12 protein-coding genes, 1 tRNA gene and 2 pseudogenes are annotated in these 19724 nt (G+C 46.9%); 9 read left to right on the top strand and 6 right to left on the bottom strand.

The annotated features are described in order from the left end of the window. Window position 1 precedes the first annotated feature (1 nt). From B7991_RS01095 to B7991_RS01060, 9 genes and pseudogenes are all read left to right on the top strand, one after another. On the top strand, window positions 2–1336 hold the full coding sequence (locus B7991_RS01095) for an ATP-binding protein (RefSeq protein WP_217898023.1): 1335 nt from the start codon (window positions 2–4) through the stop codon (window positions 1334–1336). A gap of 71 nt (window positions 1337–1407) precedes the next feature. Next, window positions 1408–3603, top strand: coding sequence for a hypothetical protein (locus B7991_RS01090; RefSeq protein ID WP_254917794.1), 2196 nt, complete (start codon window positions 1408–1410; stop codon window positions 3601–3603). A 29-nt stretch (window positions 3604–3632) separates the two neighbouring features. Beyond that, a complete protein-coding gene (locus B7991_RS15040; RefSeq protein ID WP_254917793.1) occupies window positions 3633–3764 on the top strand; it encodes a hypothetical protein in 132 nt (43 codons plus the stop codon). Between the two features lie 14 nt (window positions 3765–3778). Then, window positions 3779–4000 carry a hypothetical protein gene (locus B7991_RS01085; RefSeq protein ID WP_088629205.1) on the top strand — a complete coding sequence of 74 codons (222 nt, stop codon included), beginning with the start codon at window positions 3779–3781 and terminating at the stop codon, window positions 3998–4000. Window positions 4001–4314: 314 nt separating this feature from the next. Then, window positions 4315–4620 (top strand): annotated as a pseudogene (locus B7991_RS15215) (DUF4157 domain-containing protein); the annotation flags it as partial. A gap of 1717 nt (window positions 4621–6337) precedes the next feature. Then, window positions 6338–6634, top strand: a pseudogene (locus tag B7991_RS15210) (DUF4157 domain-containing protein); the annotation flags it as partial. 1340 nt (window positions 6635–7974) lie between these two features. Beyond that, window positions 7975–8529: a DUF1353 domain-containing protein gene (locus B7991_RS01070; RefSeq protein ID WP_088629204.1), complete on the top strand. Its 555-nt coding sequence runs from the start codon at window positions 7975–7977 to the stop codon at window positions 8527–8529. A gap of 293 nt (window positions 8530–8822) precedes the next feature. Then, window positions 8823–10994: an HD-GYP domain-containing protein gene (locus tag B7991_RS01065; RefSeq protein WP_254917819.1), complete on the top strand. Its 2172-nt coding sequence runs from the start codon at window positions 8823–8825 to the stop codon at window positions 10992–10994. A 40-nt stretch (window positions 10995–11034) separates the two neighbouring features. Further along, window positions 11035–11107 (top strand) — tRNA-Arg (locus tag B7991_RS01060). 73 nt (window positions 11108–11180) lie between these two features. On the opposite strand, the gene B7991_RS01055 is transcribed toward B7991_RS01060, so the two are convergent. The 6 genes from B7991_RS01055 to B7991_RS01030 form a co-directional block, all read right to left on the bottom strand. Further along, window positions 11181–11768 (bottom strand): L-threonylcarbamoyladenylate synthase, encoded by a 588-nt coding sequence (locus B7991_RS01055; protein WP_088629202.1) that lies wholly within the window; start codon window positions 11766–11768, stop codon window positions 11181–11183. 101 nt (window positions 11769–11869) lie between these two features. Beyond that, window positions 11870–12277: a YraN family protein gene (locus tag B7991_RS01050; protein WP_088629201.1), complete on the bottom strand. Its 408-nt coding sequence runs from the start codon at window positions 12275–12277 to the stop codon at window positions 11870–11872. A 185-nt stretch (window positions 12278–12462) separates the two neighbouring features. Further along, a complete protein-coding gene (locus tag B7991_RS01045; RefSeq protein ID WP_088629200.1) occupies window positions 12463–13968 on the bottom strand; it encodes a serine/threonine-protein kinase in 1506 nt (501 codons plus the stop codon). Next, window positions 13965–16079: an ATP-binding cassette domain-containing protein gene (locus B7991_RS01040; protein ID WP_088629199.1), complete on the bottom strand. Its 2115-nt coding sequence runs from the start codon at window positions 16077–16079 to the stop codon at window positions 13965–13967. Before B7991_RS01040 ends, B7991_RS01045 begins: the two co-directional genes overlap by 4 nt. A gap of 12 nt (window positions 16080–16091) precedes the next feature. Further along, a complete protein-coding gene (locus B7991_RS01035; RefSeq protein WP_088629198.1) occupies window positions 16092–17282 on the bottom strand; it encodes a pyridoxal phosphate-dependent aminotransferase in 1191 nt (396 codons plus the stop codon). Then, the gene (locus B7991_RS01030) at window positions 17279–19696 is read right to left on the bottom strand and encodes an MMPL family transporter (RefSeq protein ID WP_088629197.1); all 2418 of its coding nucleotides are present in this window, start codon (window positions 19694–19696) and stop codon (window positions 17279–17281) included. The genes B7991_RS01035 and B7991_RS01030 overlap by 4 nt, the downstream gene beginning before the upstream one ends. Window positions 19697–19724: the final 28 nt, after the last annotated feature.

Below are 19724 nucleotides of genomic sequence, written 5' to 3'. Positions count from 1 at the left end.
GATGAGTCTTGATTTGACAAATGAAATTGATTGGTGCAAGTCGGTGATTGACCTGCGTTTCTCGCAGTATTTTTCGGCTGATGATTCCGAAGATAAAAAGCTCCAGATCGAAATGATCCCGCCGCCGGAACTTGATGACGATTCTCCGTATGGGCAAGTTGTTGCTGATTTTGAACTTGGATTTTATGAGCGTTTGGTTATTGCGCTTGCGCTCCTCCCGCACCTTTGCCCGCAGGCGCTCGATTCTTTCCTGTTGAATAATCGCACTCTTGGCCGTCCGTACACGGAATTTGGCGGTTGGCACGGAAAAAGCCATTCGGGATTCTTGCCCACGTGCGAAACGGCGCTATTTTTGCTTGCGGGGAACGATATCGAAAAACGCTTGCAGATGATGGCTCTGTTCGATACATCTTCTACGCTTTTTGCAGAACGCATTTTGCAGCTCGAATACGGTGAACCGGGTGAACCCGCGAACTCGGCGGCACTTCGTGTGTCATCGGAATACTTGCAGTACTTTACGACTGGCGTTAAAAATAAGCCCGATTTTAGCATGCATTTCCCGGCAAAGCTCATCACGACGAATTTGCAGTGGGATGACCTCGTGCTCGGCGAAGAGACTCTTGACGATATCAATCAGCTTTTGGCGTGGATTGAAAAAAGCGAAGTCGTGCTGGACGATTTTGGACTCCGCAAGAACCTCAAACGTGGCTATAGGGCGCTCTTTTACGGCCCTCCAGGCACCGGCAAGACGCTCACTGCAACGCTCATAGGTTCTAAAGTCGGCATGGACGTGTACCGCGTGGACTTGTCGCAGGTGATTTCGAAGTACATCGGCGAAACTGAGAAGAACCTCTCGAACATCTTTGATCAGGCGGAACACCGCAACTGGATCCTCTTTTTCGATGAGGCTGACTCGCTATTTGGCGCCCGCACACAAACGAACAGCTCGAATGACCGTGCTGCCAATCAGGAAATATCGTATCTCTTACAACGTGTCGAAGATTTCCCGGGCATCGTCATCCTTGCAAGTAACTTAAAATCGAACATAGACGAAGCTTTTTCGCGCCGTTTCCAGAACGCCATTTACTTCCCGCTCCCGGAACCCGAAGAACGTATGAGACTTTGGTCTAACATCTTCTCGAAAAAAACTATACTTGAAGACGATGTCGATTTGAACAAATTTGCCGAAAAGTATGAACTCGCAGGGGGTGCGCTAACAAACGTTGCGCGTTATGCAGCGCTTTGTGCAGCTCAGCAGAATCGCAAGAAAATTTGCAACGAAGACATCGTTAGGGCCTTGGCCAAGGAATTATACAAAGAAGGAAAAATCCTATGAAAATAAATTACCTCCTTGTTACTCTCATTGTGGCTTTATTTGCCATATTCTCATATGCGGATGGCGTGCCTATGAGTTACTATACGATTTCGCCAGAAAAAGTGGAAAAGTATGCAGAACAGGATTTGCTGAAAGATACCGCTGCGGTGTTTGATACGCTTAATCAGCAGAAGGCTTTTAAGTATGAAAGCCGCTCGCAGATGGCCGAAAAAATCAATGAAAAGTTTAAGGTTTATCCTCAGCATCAGAAAATTGTAAATAACTTCATTCAGACTTCGTGGACGGTCCGAGAGGATACTGTTACAGATGTGATGGGAATGCTCAATATGCAGGCCTATTTGGATGATAACTCTATCGATTCGTTGAAATGGTATATCGTTGATGATGCTACAAACCAGATGGTGTTTTCTCAACAGGCGTATGATTTTGTAAAACAGATGGAGGGTACAGAATTTCTGGATTCAACGCAACTTCATCGTTACGCCAAAAATCTCTTGGCATCGAGTTTTAAGCTTTGTAGCGGGAAAGTAAATAATCTGGACAAGTATATTGATGCAACTCTCGAATCTTTTTTTACCAAAAAGAGAAAGAACCTTGTAGATTCCATAAGAAATGTTCAGAGCGAAAAATGCAAAAAAGAAAAAGATTATGGCGCATGTATGGAGAAAAAATGCAACATGCGTCAGATATACAGCAATGTAGGGAAAATATTAATATCTGATATTCATCGAGAAAAGAGATTTATTAAACGCTATAGTGGCCGAATCTGCTCGGATGACCTTTGGAAAAAATCTTTCGATAGACTTGATACCCTTTATTCCCTTTACTTAAGGGATGTTGTAGATTCTTCGCTTGTTAAAATCGATAACTCTGAAGATGCCCCGATAAATTTGAATATTAAAACGTGCGGATGTAGCCATAAAGAGGAACTGAATGGCGGTGTTGTTGGATTTTATCCGTACTGGTATTCCGGCGATACGACCAAATGGGTTGACTTTGAAGGGATTACTCGACTGGCCTATTATGGCCTGCAAATTGATGAAAGCGGAACTCTCCATACCGCATCTGGAGCGCCTGCGTTGGCATATCTGGATAAAGAGGAAAATTATGAATTTGTCAATGAAGTTCACCGCCACAATGTAAAGCTGGATTGGGTCATCTTTAAGGAAGATTGGAAGGGCGTTAAGTTAAAAGAATTTTTTAATAAGCTTTCTTTTGAAATCGATGCCCTCTTGAATACAAAGGTTAATTCTTATTTCCAGCGATTTGTGAATGCATTCACGTTCTACACCGATGAATTTGAAAATCGAGGCGACGGCGTGACATTGTACTTTAAAAATTTCCCAAAGGATGAAGAAAGTAAATTGAGCTTCAATGAATTTTTTAAAGGTTTGAAAGATAGCCTTATCAGTAAAAATGAGTATGTACATGTGAATTTGATGATGGATCGCTCTGATTTGGCAATTGACAAACGTCAGCTGTTTGCGGATAGCCTGATACAGGACTCTCATAGTGGAATTTATAGCTACAACAATTTCTTGGTGTTGCTTAACGCTCAGGATGCTGACCGGAAAATTAGCCGAAAGCAGATCCGTGACGAAGTGAAAAATTACTTGTTCGTTGTGCTGGACGAACCGGCTTCTCGGAATAAGCAGATTCTCTTGAACGATTTGAATTTGCAGCTGGACAGCCTTGATCGCCGCAATATGTTGCATTCTTTGGTCCCTGTTGTTTGGTTTGATAATGTCGGGTGGAGGCAGTTTAGCAAGGATGCTCTGTATTATAACGACACGTATTACAACCTGGGTGTTGGACCGTATGCGACTGCCCTCGATGCCGAAGAAAACTGCGCCACTTCTGGAAACTTGGGTGATTGCATGCTCAAGCATTTCGAGAATGAGGAAGGCGATGGCTTGCGCCAGGGCGCGGTCGCGTCGTTCTTCTGCACGCACCGTTGGGCTTTCCGCTTCTTGAACATTATCACGTTCCTTATCGCGATCGGGGTGCTCGTGGCTTACTTTACCTCGTTCCGCGTCTCGGATTTCTTCAACAGCAACTTGGCGCTATTGCTCGGTATTGTCGTTGCCCCTTCCGCCGTGATGATGACGATAATCTCTCGCCTCGACCCCTCCGTGGCAGCCTACCGCGGCACCTTTGGGCTTCTCCCCATACTCCTATTGCTCCTGACCGTAATCGCCATCATCTTGCTGCAAGTCTACAGGAAAAACGATCTGCCCAAACGCCGAGGAATGTACAAAGGAAAATAACTTCATTGTCATGGCCTCCCTTACGCGGTTTGGCACGTCCACCCGCCCCCAAACCGCCTCCTTGCACCGTCATCCTGACGCCGAAGGCGGAAGGATCCAGTGAAGTCTCGCTTGACAATGTCATGCCGGACTCCGTTCCGGCATCACCTTACACAGTTTAACAAAAGGAATAAATATGAACTCTACATACGCTCAAAAATCCGATTCCATCCAACGCATGGCCTCCCACAACGCCGCAAGCATCATGGACTCCTCCGCACAAGGCGCAAGCCTCCAGCGCAAAGCCGACATGATGGGTGGCGCAATCCAATGCGCATCTCTCGAAGAAGAGGAAGAACCCGTCCAAGGCAAGTTCATCCAGCGCGAAGCCATCCCCGACGAGGAAGAACTCGCGTAATAGAGACCCGCCCACCCGCCCCCAAATCGCCACTTGGTAATGCGTTGTCATTCCCGCCTCCGAGCGGGAACCTCCCTCTCGTCACCCTGTAGCGCCTCGTCATCCTGACGCCGAAGGCGGAAGGATCCAGTCAATTCTCGTACTCGCAATAAAAGGACATCCTTATGAACTCTACATACGCACAAAAGTCTTCTACCGTCCAAAAGGCCACTGACACTAAAGCCGCCTCTGTCCTTGATTCGTCCGCTCAAAACGAATCCCTCCAGCGCAAGGCGGATATGGCGAATAATGCAGCACAGCGTGCTGAGGCTCCGCGACCGAATAATACGGGGATGCCTGACAATTTAAAATCTGGTATCGAGAGCCTTTCTGGTTTTTCGATGGACGATGTGCGAGTTCATTATAACAGTTCTAAACCTGCTACAGTGCAGGCTCTTGCATATACTCAGGGAACGGACATTCATGTTGCCCCTGGTCAAGAAAAATGCCTCCCACACGAAGCTTGGCATGTTGCTCAGCAAATGGCCGGCCGCGTTTCTCCAACTACGAATATCAACGGTATGCCGGTCAATGACAATGCTGCGCTAGAGCATGAAGCCGATGTAATGGGAGTGAAGGCGGTAACGCAGAGAAAAGAAAAAATGTGTATCAAAAGTGATAAATCTTTGAATATATACAGTGTACAAAGAATGCCTAACTTATCCGAATTAAGTGACTATGGCATCTTTACCCCCTCTAGACCACCATCACCATTGACAACTACTCCTGATGGCACTTTGACAAATAATTCAACAATTGAACGAATAACTCCTGTTTGTGGTACGACAAGCTCTGACAATAGTTCTATAAAAAAAGTAAAAGCTTTACAGGAAATAGCTGCGGAAGCGGGTCGCTTAGGGGGGCTATCTTTGAAACCTAATGAACATTTTTACGCTATTATACCTGCTATTTATACAACAAGACGCTCGAATAACAATGTTATTTTAAAATTAAAATATGATTTTAGAGCAAAAGGGGTTTCAAGGAAAGGAACTGCCATGGACGTGGCTGGTGGTCCAGGGTATATTGTAGATGTTTCTAAAACAAAAAAAGGGTCTTCGACAAACTGGCGAAACGCGGTAATGGTTTGGGGAGAAACTACAAATAATAATGAATATAGCAATGAACACGAAAAATTTCCAGAATCTAAACAATCTATTCTTGCAGATACATATAGAAAAGGACCTGATGATAAATATAGATATGGCGAAGATGAATTTAAAGGTTCCATTCCTGATGCTTATACTAAATTGGCCGGAGAAGGCGCTCGTTTTTTATGTGTTAGAAATAATATGCAAAATTTAAATGATAGTACCGTTTTTTGGTTTGGTGATTGTGGAGTGAAATTTTCAGATTTATGTAAATCATGGGGATGGTCTTTTAATAAAAAGTTTGATATTACAAATGACGAAATTAGGAATGCATTGCAAGGGAAAAAGATTAAAGAAAACATACTATGCAAAGTAGTTGTTAATGGAAATAGAAAGCCTGTTTTGGGAAATTATTTTGAAAATTTAGGTACAAAGGTTAATGCCGGTGATAAAGGAGCTCCTGCTCATTTTTCCGCAAATGATTCAACCAAAATAGTAAAAGGGTATTTAGTGATAGATAAAAAATTTCGCAAAGGATATTTAGAATCGATTACTTTAACTGAAAAAATAGCATCAAAACCGAGTGCTAATCTAATAGATTTGGGTGGGGGGACTGTATCTGGCGCTGGTTCATCAACGATTGTCTGACTCTAGTTGTCAATTTGTTCTATTTTTGTATAAAATTGTTATTGGTTTGGGAGAATGAGGCTAGGGTTACGCCAGCAAAGACCGTTAACACACTAAAAATACGGGGCTCTCTGAGGGATTAAGCCTACTCGATAAAATGCACAATGGAAGACTGAAACTGTAGTATTTAAAAACGTTATCGAATGATTAAATTGTAAGAATGAATGGAATCGTTTTAGTGAAAAATCTAGTTTATGATAAATTTGAGTTAATTTAAATTTGGTGCTAGCTACGTATTTATTTCTTTAACCCTAAAAATAGCTTTGTATTATTATGAATAGTATAACGGGTGTTTTTTTATAAAAAACTTAAGCGTGTTGTTCTAGAGAAATGAAACTTTAATAGAATACAAATATAAAAGGAATTCCCCATGTCTACCAAATACGCACAACTTCAGACAACCGTGCAAAAGAATGATGTACCCTCCGTGGCCTCCGTTCTCGATGTGTCCTCGCAAAGCGAAGCCCTCCAGCGTAAGGCTGACTTGGCGAATGCCGCCGCTCAACGTGCTGCGGCTCCGCGACCGAATAATACGGGAATGCCTGACAGTTTAAAATCAGGTATCGAAAGCCTTTCTGGTTTTTCGATGGATGATGTGCGTGTGCATTACAATAGTTCTAAACCTGCTACTGTGCAGGCTCTTGCTTACACGCTGGGAACCGACATTCATGTTGCGCCCGGCCAAGAAAAATGTCTCCCGCACGAAGCGTGGCACGTCGCCCAGCAAATGGCTGGTCGTGTGTCTCCCACAACGAACATCAATGGAATGCCTGTGAATGATAATGCTGCTTTAGAGCATGAAGCCGATGTGATGGGGGAGATGGCTGTGCAATGTAAATATAAACCCAATGTTATATCTGATGTTTATTTAGAAAAAAAATGTCTTCAGAGGGAAGAATTTAATGTAAATGGAAATTATTCAAACCGTTTGGATGCAATTAAAGCAATTTCAGAATTTGCTGGTAATTATGCTGTTGATCAGGAAAAAAAAAGGGATGAGTATGTAAAATCTCAAATGTCTTCAAAATTTGGAAAGCAACAAACGCAAAAAAAACAAAAAAAACAACAAAAGCAACAAAATGTTAAATTGTCTGATTATTTCGGTCCTTTTAAGCATAATTTTAAATCAAATTATGGAGAGAATCCAAAATTTGATTTAATTTTGAAGTATAATTTTGATTTTCGTATTAATGAAAAAAATATTAACAAATATGTAGATGAAATTCTAAATAGTTTAAATGATAAACCGAAAAACGCTAAAGATGAAATAATAAATATAATTCATAATGTAAATGGAAAAGATGAAAAAGTTGGTGATGCACATGGCTATGTTATAGAAATAAAAGATAATGATTTTAGTGCTGGTATGAAAGAATATTCAGAACAAAGTAATATATTTGCTCAGAATCATGTCACTCATTTGAATTATAATCGTTATAGTGATGATTCGAGAATAGTTGAAGAAAATTTGAAAAGCAAAATTATGGATGTTAAAGGCGATGCTTATACAAAGTTGGCAGGTGAAGGTGCTCGCTTTCAATGTGTAAGAAATAATATGTCTCTTTTAACCAATAATACAAATTTTTATTGCCGAATTCTTGGTGATGGATTTGTTGCTTGTAAATTTAAAGATTTGTGGAATGATTGGGCTTCATCTTTTGATAAAAAGTTTAATATTTCAGATGATGAGGTTGCAAATAAAATGCGTAATGGTGATATAAGTGTTCAAAATGATTGTACCCCCTCTTTAAATGATGTTAACCTTGATTTGGAATCAGATTGTGGTAAATTTGATTGTATTAAAAGAATGAAAAATTCTGTAACTCCTTACTCAAGTTTTGGAACGGCTGAATATTGTGTTACGTATGATGTAATGGGTCATTTGTTAGATGTTTCTCAAAATAGCCCTTTGCAATTTCCCATACATGATAAAGATCTTTACGGATGGATTTTGGAAAATATTAATAAACCCTTTATAAAAAAAGAACAAGCTGAAAATTTAATAGATGATCCCGATAGTAATTAATAATTATTATCAGAAGCCTTTGTTAGACCCTATTAGTAACGTATAAAAATTTTTGCTGTGTTTTGAAAACCCTGTATTTTTAGTATCTTTTACCCTGTGTGTAACAATAACATTGCGCGAAGAAGGAGCTTATGGCTAACTTAAAGATGTTTATCGACAAGATGACGAGTCGAAAGAATTTTCAGCAAGATCGCAATTCCATCACCGTGGAATCTGTCGAGATTGATTATCCGCTTGTATTCGAAGGTAACGGCAAGATGTATTTCTTCAAGTTGGACCGTTACGTGTATGTCAAGGGTTCGCGCTATACCAAGGCCGATAAAAAGTTCCGTGACTTTATGCTGACCGTTCGCTTCAAGAGAGGCTTCATGTCTGACGGCGCGTCTTCGCCTTCGTTTGCCCAGAGCTTTGTTCCCGATATCAAAAAGGGCGACGACGTCTACAACGCTGCACCGTTTATTCACGATGGTCTGTACATGCACCGTGGCGAGACGAATGGCTGCAAGCTGAGCCGTGAGGAATGCGATGACATTCTTCGTGGCATCTGGCGCATTGCTGGCATGAGCCGCTTGGTGGCCGGGGCCGCAGACCTCGGCATCCAGATTTTTGCCGGTTCGTCTGAGCATTGGGGTAACGACAGCAATAACTGCAAGCACCTCTTCGAAGCCAAGTTCGAATACCGCTAATCCTCTCCGTCATCCTGAACGGCGCAAGCCGTGAAAGATCCAGTCAAGTCTTGATAGCCCGCCTCCGCGCGGGCTTCTTGCATTGTCATGCCCGCCTTGAGCGGGCATCTCCTTTTTATATGATCTTTTTATAGCAAATCCGTGTTGGCTACCCATTTTTTATTTATCTTATGTAAGTTAAAAGGAAGAATCTGGGCATGAGAAAGTACGTTTTGAAATTGAAGCAAAACCTAAAAAAATTGTGGGACTTGGTCCGTGTTTTTTTCTCGCGTTCGAGGAATGCTTTGCTACTGATGCTTGTGGGGTTGCTCCTGAACGTTATCCCCGCTAAGCTTGCAATTTTCTTCGGAATTCCCTTGTTCTTGGACTGCCTGGGCACCGTGCTTACGGCTATGCTCGGCGGTTACCTGCCTGCGGTCATCGTTGGCTTTAGCGTGAATGCCATCAATGGAATTTCCGAGCCGGTCGCGACTTACTATGGCGTCCTGAGCATTTTAATTGCGACGCTTGCGACATTCCTTTTCCGACGCGGGTTCTTCCACAGCATTTGGAAGTTGCTTGTTGTCATTTTGCTGTTCGCACTGATTGGCGGTGGCATTGGCTCCATCTTTACTTACGCTTTGTACGGGTTCAATTTTGGCGAGGGCATCTCTGCGCCGTTCGCGATTGCGTTCCACGACGTTTTTCACTGGAACCGCTTCAATGCGCAGCTCGTTGCCGATTTCGTGATTGACATTTTCGACAAGAGCGCAATTGTTCTGTTGTCTGCGCTTATTTACAGGTTTATTCCGCGCCGTGTCAAGGACGAACTGAAGGATGTCCAGCTCTTCCATCTTAAAGGATCTGAAAAGGGATTTTCTTCGGACAAAATGTCGATTCGCCATTCCTTGCTGAACAAGGTTGTAATCATGGTGATTATTGCGGAAGTCCTTTTGGGCGGGCTTGCGAGCATGATTGGATTTTTCTTGTACCGTGACAACTGCATCAATAATTTTGTCAGTATCGCCAATGGCGTGACCGAAGCGGCGTCTATTGCCGTCGATGCCGAAAAGGTGGATGATTACCTGGCTCGGGGTTACGAGGTCGAAGGCTACCAGCGCACGCGCGAAGTTCTTTCTGGCATCCGAGAAAGTTTCTCGCAGACAAAGTATATATATGTGTACAAAATTTTGCCTGATGGCTGCCATGTGGTTTTTGACCTCGATACCGAAGGCGTGCCGGCTAACGCACCGGGCGAAGTCTTTGCCATTGAACCTTCGTTTAAAGAATATCTGCCGAAGCTTTTGAACGGCGAGGAAGTTGAACCCATTATTTCGGATGACCAGTTTGGCTGGCTCCTCACGGTGTATAGGCCCCTCAAAAATGCCGCCGGGAAGACAGTTGCTTACGTGGGCGCGGACATTTCCATGGAATCCATCATCCGCGACGAGGCGATGTTCTTTATCAAGCTCCTTTCGCTGTTCTTTGGGCTTTCGCTAATTATCATGATGGTGATTATCGAAGTTATGAAGTATGGCTTTGTTGCGCCCGTGAACAAGATGTCTTATGCGGCCATGAAAATTTCTGGTGCCACGATGCGTGCAAACTACGCTTTGGATATGGGTGCAAATTTGGACTTGTCCAATATGCGCAAGGCCGTGAATGATGTGGCAAGCCTCGGGATTAATGCCAAAGATGAAATTGGACATTTGTACGAATCGCTCTATACAATGGCAGAGACTGCTTTTGGCCTTATTAAAAACGTGCATGAGCAAAGCGTGAGCATCCAGGAACAAAATCGACGTATTCAGCGGATGCAAGAAGTCCTCATTATGGAATTCGCCGAGATGGTTGAAGCCCGCGATAAGAATACGGGGGACCATATTAAAAAGACGGCCGAATATGTGGAAGCTATCGCGCAAGAACTTAGAGCCGAAGGCCAATTTAAGGACAAACTTACGGATGGCTATGTTCGCAAGCTCAAGCAGGCTGCGCCGCTCCACGATATCGGTAAGATTGCAGTCTCTGACTTGATCTTGAATAAGAATGGCAAGTTGACCGACGAAGAGTTTGCAATCATGAAGAGCCATACGACCGAAGGCGGCAAGATTCTCCAGAAGATTGTCGATGATGGCAAGGGCGCGTTTGATGCCGATTACCTGACGGAATCTATCGAAATGGCGAGCTACCACCACGAAAAATGGGATGGCTCCGGTTACCCGAACCACCTCAAGGGCGAAGAAATCCCGCTCTCCGCGCGAATCATGGCTGTTGCCGACGTGTTCGATGCACTCATTGCCGAACGCGTGTACAAGAAAGGCTTTAGCTACGAAAAGGCGATGTCGATTATCACCGAAGGGGCGGGCAAGCATTTTGACCCCGTCATTGTCGAAGCGTTCACGCGTATTTCTAAAGCGCTCTACGATGCTCGCACAAAGCTGACGCCGGAAAATGCTGAACCTGCGGGCGACGAGAAACCCGCTTGATGAAATGCGCATTTTTTACTATATTCGCATGCGCTTACTCGCCTGGTTAGTTCAGATGGATAGAACGAGTCCCTCCTAAGGATTAAACTCGCGTTCGACTCGCGAACCGGGTATAGCAAAAGGGCCGCATCGTGCGACCCTTTTCTCATATCTTGTCATGCCCGACTTGATCGGGCATCTCCCTCTTTAGACGAGTTCTCCGCGGATCACTTCCACGCTGTCGCCGACGAGGCTCACAACGTTTGTCGGATTGATTTCGATATTGCCGCAGTCCACCATCATGTCTACGGAATGCTGGAACGTTTTCCAGAGTTCGTCTGTCTCGTAGATGTCTTCGTCGCTCAGCTTGGCGGCGGTGCTCAAGATGGGCTTGTCAAAGTGCTGGAAAAGTTCCTTGAAAAACGGGTGCGTCGGAATGCGGATGCCGATTTCCGGGCGCTTGACGTCGAGCTTGCGCGCAATGTGCGGATCGGCGGGGAGGATGAATGTGTACGGGCCGGGCACGCGCTGCTTGATGATGTTGAATGCAAAATTGCTCACGTGGGCGTAACCGGTGGCAAAGCGGATATCGGGGACGATGAGCGCCATGAAGAACTTTTTCATGGGCTTCTTGAGTGCATAAAGCTTGTGGATCGCCTTGGAAGATTCGGCGTTGCAGCCAATCGCGTAGCCGGATTCAGTAGGGTAGAGGACGAGACCGTCGTCTTCGAGAATTTCGGCCGCTTGCTTGACGATACGGGCTTGCGGATTTTCTGGATGTACTTCGAGTCGCATATTATTCTTTATCTGTATTTTCGCTTTTTGAGGAAATAATATACAAAAAAAGTCGGGAAAAAGCTGTGACGAAAATCGCGTTAATCGCGATGATGCTTCCGTTAAATCCGCGGGAGGACTTCGCGCCCTTCGAAGGCGTTTTTAAGGTGCATAAACTGGACCGGTTCCTGGTAGGCGCGGGCGCTCAGAACGTCGAAACGGCAAGGCTCTTCGAAGCTTTTGGGCGCGATTGCTTTTTGCGTTGCCAAGAAGTGGCAAGCGGTTTGCCAAATTTTCTTTTGCTTGAGAGCGTTCACGCGGGCGGCTGGGTTCCCTTCCTGACTGTTCCAAACGGATTTGACTTCGACAAAAACGAGCGTTCCGTTATCGCGAGCGACAATGTCGAGTTCCCCGCCATGGTAAGCGTAATTGCGGGCGACAACTTGATAGCCTTCGCGCATCAAGTACGCGACAGCATGCGTCTCGATAAAATTTCCCTTCGACCTGTTTTGCGATTTCTTCAAAACCATTCGCTCCCCTTTTTACAAGACTTTACTGGCCCCTTCACTTCGTTCAGGGTGACATTTCATGTTTTCATCACGTCATTCTGAGGCTATTCCAACTGCGTCATTCTGAGGGCGAAGCCCGAAGAATCCAGTTAAGTTTATATCAAGACTTTACTAGACCCTTCACTTCGTTCAGGGTGACGGTGATGCTATTTCAATTCCATCCCAAGCAGGCGAATTTCCGAAATAGCGTAGTCGTCGTTGTCGGCTTCGTAAACGTCTTCGAGGTAGAAGCGGAGCTCCGTCGTTTCTACCGCCTGAATGTTCGGGTACTGCATCCCCCTGATATTCTCAAGCTTAACGCGTTGCTTGAACCCATCCTTCGTCTCGATAGTGAGCGCGTGCGGCTTCTTGAAAATGCGGAAGCGGTCGCCAAATGCATCGTCCACAGACTTTTGGTAGCCAACAGCAATGCCTATGTTCGTGATGAGCGTGTTCTGGTCGAAGTACATGGCGAGTACAGGGTTCAACGGCTTGAGCGGCATCTTGTTGAGCCATGCCGTGGTGAGGTCGCCATCGGTCAAGTTCTCGATCGGGTAGCCCTTTTTCATTTCGGGCTCGATGGCTCTCGTTTCGTAGTTCGCAATGACCTCGTTCCACTCGATTTCGTGCAACATATTCTGCGGCTTGTGCGTGAACATGAGCAGCATGAGCAAAATCACGATAAGCGGGAACAGCACCGAGAATGCCACTAACATGAGCTTGTGCGGAGTGAGGTTGCTGCCGAATCGCTTGGCTGCTTCTGCAATGGAAGGAACGCTGCGGTGGCTTCCGGTCTTGCGGCCGAGAGTCGAATTCTGGTGCGGCGTATCGTGCTGCGGGAACACCTGGTCGCATTCGTCCAAAAATTCCTGCATGTCGTGGAAGCGTTCGTTCAGCTTTTTCTTGAGGCACTTGAGGATGAGCGCCGAAAGTCCATCCGGAATATCTTCGCGGAAAAGTTCTGGAGCCGGAGGCGGTTCCTGCACATGCTTGAGCGCAATTTCCACAGGACGGCTGCCTTCGAACGGCAAACGTCCGCAAGTCATTTCGTAAAGGATCACGCCCATGCTGTAAATGTCGGACTGGAGCGTGACTTCGTCACCGTGGCACTGCTCGGGCGACATGTATTCGGGCGTACCCATGGTCATGCCGGTGCGGGTGAGACGTTCCTTTTCCATCTCCTGGATGTATGAAATGCCAAAGTCCATGATGTAGACGCGGTTGTCGCGCGTGAGCATGATGTTCGAGGGCTTCACGTCACGGTGGACGATGCCCTTGCTGTGCGCGTAAAGGAGACCGCGTGCAATTTGCCTGATGATGACTTCAATCGCTTCGAACGAAAGCTTGCTCTTGTTCTGCAAAATTTCGGCGAGCGAAATCCCTTGCACGTAAGTCATCGCGATAAAGAGCTGCTTGCCCTGCTGGCCAAAGTCGAACACGTGAACGATGTTCTGGTGGTCGAGTTCCTTCATCGCCTGTGCTTCAAGGTAAAAGCGCTTGATGGCCTCTTCATCGGAGGTCGAGTCGAGAATCTTGAAGGCTACTTCGCGGTTTAGCCTTTTATCGAGAGCCTTGTAGACATAGCCCATTCCACCTTTGCCGAGCGTTCCCAATAGTTCGTAGTTTTCGTTAAAGGGGTACGGAAAAGTTAGCGGTTGTTCTGGACGTATCATCTTGGCTTCTTTAATTTGTGTAGTAAAATTGCAGTAACAATATAGAAACTAAGTGCGATGGCGATGGCGAAAATCGCGTTGAAAATGTCGTCTTTTCGTTCTAGCAAAATGTTGAGGAGCGATGCTTGGTTGTAGCGCGACCAGATGACGCTGGAAAGGGCGCGGCCAATGGGCTGCATTTGGTCGAGCGGCACGAGGGCTCCGGCGAGGGCGACTTGCGGAATAATGAGCAGTGGCAAGAAGGCATTTGCCTGGCTCGTGTTCTTGGCGAGCGTACTCGTGAAAAGCCCGACGGTGGTTGCAGGGATGGCAATGCAGGCGAAAACGCAGGCGATAAGCGCAATTTGGGGGTGGGGGGTAATGCGGGTACTGATAAACGCATATACAATGGCGGTCTGCATCATCGTGAAAATAATGGGGAGCGTGCATTTGGCGGTTAGCGTCGAGAGTGCAGAAACGCCTCGGCGGAACTTGTCACGGAGAATGTCTTTCTCCTGCACGATTTCACGGATGGAAAGTGAAAGCGCAAACCAGTTTGCACAAAGGATAATCGCGAAGGCAACGGTCCAGAGTGAACTTTGGTTGGAGAATATCTGCGAGAGTAAAAATCCGATAATCGCGGGTTGCACAAAAAGTGCTGCAATGCGGCCTTTGTCGCGGAACCACTGCTTGGCGGTGATGCGCACGGTGTAGGCAAAATTGCGGGGGAGCTTGGTGCGTTCAAAGTAATACTTGCTATCGCGTACTTTTTGCTCGTGCTTGTAGCTCTCGTGGAATTCCGCTGCCTTGCTTTGTGTGATGCTCGTGAGGAGCGCTTGCGGGTCGTTCGTATTGAAGTGCGTGTATGCCGCCTGAACGGTCCCGAAGAAAGCTTCTTCTCCTTGGTGCAGTACGAGAACTTTATTTGCAATCTGCAATGCTTCGTAGCTGTGAGTCGTGAGGATGATTGTATGACCGAGGAATGCTAGCTGCTTCAAGTGCGTGCAAAGGATTCTCGAATTGTACGGGTCAAGACCCGAGAGCGGTTCGTCGAGAATCACGAGGCCCGGATTGCCCATGAGCTCACGTGCGAGCGCGACGCGGCGCATTTCGCCGCCGCTGAGCGTCTTCACGAGGTTATGCTTGCGTCCGCTCAGCCCGAAAAGTTCGCAGAACTTTTCGAGTCGCGCCACAGCATCTTGCTTGAAGTTCTGCACGTCCATCGACGAACGCGCACCGTCGAGAATGGTTTCCTCGACGGTCAGCTCCGGGCGGAGCGGCAGGTCTTGCGGCAATATTGCAATGCGCCTGCGAATCTCGTTTTTGCGGTAATCGACTCCACCAATGCGCACAAAGCTTTGCTTGTCGCAACTGTTGATGCCTTGAATCATCTTCAGAAGCGAGGACTTTCCTTGTCCGGAACGCCCGATAATCGCAAGAATCTCGCCGGCGGGGAGTTCGAAATCAATCCCCTTTAATAATTGCTTTTTACCGGCAAAGACATTCACGTTTTGCGCGAAAACATCAAAGCCAGAATTTTGCGCTTCAATCAGCAAATCGTTATTGCGGAACCCGATCACGGCGGATTCGAAACGGCAGGCGTCACCGCTTGCAATTGTAATCGTGCGTGTGCGCTTGCCGCCCTCGTCTACAATCGCTTTCGCGAACTTGATCTCGGCACGATTTTCGCGGGCATTACCAGAATTCCCGCCAGCATTCCCTGCATCTCGCGCATCTCGGCTCACAATCCTGCGGCACTTTGCTTTCCCGATTCCAGGAATTTCAATTTCTCTCCATTCCGTCGAGAGCGTTACGGTCTGCATATCGCTTTCCGTTTCGCGCTCCATAATCAAAAGCGTCAAATCCGCGCCACGGAGCGTCGCTCGCAACTGCCTTGGCCCAATGAGAATCACGTCGCCATCGTTTATCACGGCGGTCGTCACGTCTTTTCCGTTCAGCATCGTGATGCTGTTCTGGGTCAAGCTTTGCAAAATCCATTTGCCGTCCGTAAAATTCAGAACCGCATGATACCTCGAAACCATCAGGTTGTCAAATTGCAAAACGTTATCCGATTTGCGCCCGATGGTAAACGGTTTCGATGGGTCTGGATTGACGAGGCGGAATGGAAACATCGCGTTTGTCCGTTATTGTAATTCTTTCACGAACGCTTCAAAGCGGTCGCAAGCCTTCGCGAGATTTTCGTCGCTTGCTGCATACGAGAATCGAACGCAAGTGTCGTCGCCAAAGGCAGCGCCAGGCACAATCGCAAGTCCCTTGCTTTCCAAAAGTGCGCTGCAAAAATCAATCGAGCCTGCAATCACCTTGCCGTCCGGAGTCTTTTTGTCGTAGTAATCGCTCACCGGTGCAAACAGGTAGAATGCTCCTTCGGGTGCGCGCGGCTTTGTCTTTAAGAACGAAGTGCGTTCGAGCATGTAGGCTCTGCGCTTGCGGAAGGCGGCTTGCATGGCGTGCACATTGCTCTTGTCCATGTTGAGTGCGCCGAGGGCGGCGTACTGCGCGACATTGCTCGGGTGGTGCGTGGCTTGTCCCTGGATTTTGCCGATGATCTTTGCAATCGGAGCGGGGGCAGCGTCGTAACCGATTCTCCAGCCGGTCATGCAATGCGATTTCGAGAAACCGTTAATCACAATCGTGCGTTCTGCCATGCCGGGGAACACTGCGGCACTTGTAAATTCTGTATCGTAGACAAAGTATTCGTAAACTTCGTCCGAGATACAGTAGATGTCCTGTGCGACAATTTCTTTGGCGAGTGCTTCAAGTTCGCTCTTGCTGTAAACGGCGCCAGTAGGGTTGCACGGGTTGTTCAAAAGAATTGCCTTCGTGCGCGGCGTGCATGCCTTGCGCAAATCTTCAGCGTCAATCTTGAAGTTCTTTTCAATGCCTGCTTCAACAAACACCGGCGTACCGCCGAGCCATTTCACAAGTTCCGGATACGTGACCCAGTACGGGGCGGGGATAATCACTTCGTCGCCCGGGTTAATCAATGCGGCGAGCGCGTTGAATACGGCGTGCTTTGCTCCGCTTGTCATGATGATTTGCGATGCGTCGTAATGGAGCCCGTTTTCGTCTTCCAGTTTCTTTGCTACGGCCTTGCGCACATCGAGAATCCCGACAGGTGCGGTATAGCGCGTCTTGCCTGCGCGGATGGCTTCGATTGCCGCATCTTGAATGGGTGTGGGCGTTCCAAAGTCGGGTTCGCCTGCGCCGAGACTCACGACGTCCTTGCCGTCTGCGATCATCTGTTTTGCCATCGTGTCGATGGCGACGGTGAGCGATGCTGCAATATTTTGCGTTCTATCGGAAAGCGATTTCATTTTTTTGCTTCCTTTTTCCTGTGCTGTCTCAGACGGTATTGGTCGAGCGATCCTGCAATGAGGGGAAAGATGGTGAACTGGGAGATGAATATGCAGATAAGCCCTGTCAACGAGACGTAACCCATGCTGCGAAGCCCCGGGTGGGACGAAACGAGCATGCCGTATGTACCGATGAACGCGGCCATCTGCGAAAGGAAAATTGTAAAGAACTTGTCCCTGAGGATTGTAAGCGCGGTCCCAGTTTGTTTCTCGTAATAAGCCGAGAAAAATTGGAGGGAACCATCGACGCTTGCGCCAATCAAAATCGGGAAGGTCAGCGCGCTGTAAGCCGAAATCTGTACGTCAAATGCGTTGAGCGCTGCAAGGAACCAGCATGCCGCAAACACTGACGGAAGTGCCGTGAAGAAAGCCCTGCTCAAGCGGTTGTAATACACGAGCAAGAACAGGAACACGAGAATGGCGCCAATCTGTAACGGCCTGCTAATGTTGTTTGTAATTCTTTCGAGGAATATGGCGCGAGTAATGGGTGTCCCTGCGATTTGATAGGTGCCCTTGGCAATCCCTTCAATCTGGTGGAGTTCCTTGAACAGCTTTGTGCATTCGCTACCATAATTTTCTTCGATGTCGGTAAAGATGAACGCAAAGCGCCCTTGCTTGCCCTGCTTGTCACGGAATTTTTTTGCGATGTACTCCGGCGGTTCGAAATCGTCACTCTCGTCAAATTCGAGTGCCTGTTCGACCTTTTCCAGATTGTCGAGTTCGCTTTTAGAAAGCGCTTCGCGGAATTCCTGTGTCACCATGTTGTGCAAGTGGCGGAGCTTTTCCATTTTCCTCTGCTGCAAGTTCGGCGAGAACTGTGCAAGCGTAAAGATGGAATTGACCGTAGAAAGCTTGCCCTTGTTCTTGAGCTCGTTGAATCGCATCTGCAATGTTTCGCTTTCGGTATTGTCCGGGAGCATGACGATGACAGGCGTCTTGTTCATGAATCCTGTTTGTGCAATCAGCGAATCAATAGTTGCATCTTTGTGGTTGATTTCTGTTGCCGAGAAATCGTTGCGGATGTGGATCTTTGTTCCGCCGATGTAGAGCCCGACAAGGCTTGCTGCAATGATAATCGAGAAAATAATCCAGTTGACCTGATTCGATAACATGTAAATTCTGTGCTTGTGATGAATTTGCGCATGCGTTACCGAGAAAGGCTTTTTGTGCTGTGTCACTTGCAGAAGTGCCGTCGAGAAAAGGAGCGTAATGGCCCAGTTCAAAATGCAGCCCGTAGAACCGAGAACGCCAAGTTCCTGGAGGCCCGGCAGCGGAATCAGAATAAGACTGGCAAACAAGGTCGCAAAAGTGAAACTCGAAACTGCGGTCGAGGGGCCAATGCCGAGGAGTGCGCTTTCGATGCAAAGTTGCGGGCTCAATTTCTGTTCGCGTTCAAGGAAGTAACGGTTGAGCACGTGGTTGATAATCTGCAATGCCTGTCCGGGGAGCACAATGGCAAGCAAAAGCGTAAACAGGTTGATGCGCCCGTAGAACATGTACGAGCATGCCATCGTCGTGAAAATTGGCGTTGCAATTGGCAGTGCCGAAATAAAAATCAATTGCGGCTGCTTATAGAAATTGAGGATGAGCAAAAGCAGAATAAGCGTTGCCGTGACAATCCCGACCATTTTCGCTTCGGGCAAAAGGCGCTTGCCCGTCTGGATGGATTCGTAAACCTTGCCTGCATAATGGATGCTCAAGTCGCTTGGCTTTTCTTCTTTTTCAAGAGTCCTTTTGACTTTGGAATAAAGGTTCCTGTTGGCCTGTAATTCCGAAATGGAATGCGACGGGTAAATCTCGACGATACGGATAGTTCCGTTTTTGTTGGAATGGCTGGTAGAAAGCTTGTCGAAATATTTCTTTTCGAGATCGCTTAAAAGCTGTTCGCGCTCTTCCGAGGTCGTTTGCGTGATGGAATCTATCGCGCTCTTGAGGTCTATGAACAGCGGGTTGTTCTTTAAAATGTAGTCGTGCCTGAGCTTGCGAATGCGATGCACCATGATGTCGATGTCGCTTTCGCTTGCATAAAGGAACTTGTTCTTTTTGTAAAATTCAATGTCGGTTTCGAAGTCCGCAAAGTGGACCTCTGGACTCTGCTGCATTGTTTGCGCGAGATTCTTAGCAATGCGGTAGTTCGCGCTCGAATCGCCCGATTGCAGAATGACGATGAGGCTCCCGAGGCCGCCAAAGGCGTCTTCGATTTGCTGAACATTGCTGGGCTCACGCGCGCTTGTGATGGTATCTTGCAATTGCAAATCCCAGCGCAAGTGCATGATAGGGTAAATACTTAGGATACCAATCGCCAAGAAAACCGTAAGGATAATCTTGGGGTAGGTTGCTAATTTTTTGATTATTTTTGCAAACAGAGAAAACATCACTCTCAATATAACTATATATTTGGGT

Source organism: Fibrobacter sp. UWB3 (assembly GCF_002210405.1).
In the GTDB taxonomy this organism is placed as follows: domain Bacteria; phylum Fibrobacterota; class Fibrobacteria; order Fibrobacterales; family Fibrobacteraceae; genus Fibrobacter.
This window is presented reverse-complemented; position numbering and strand designations above follow the sequence as displayed.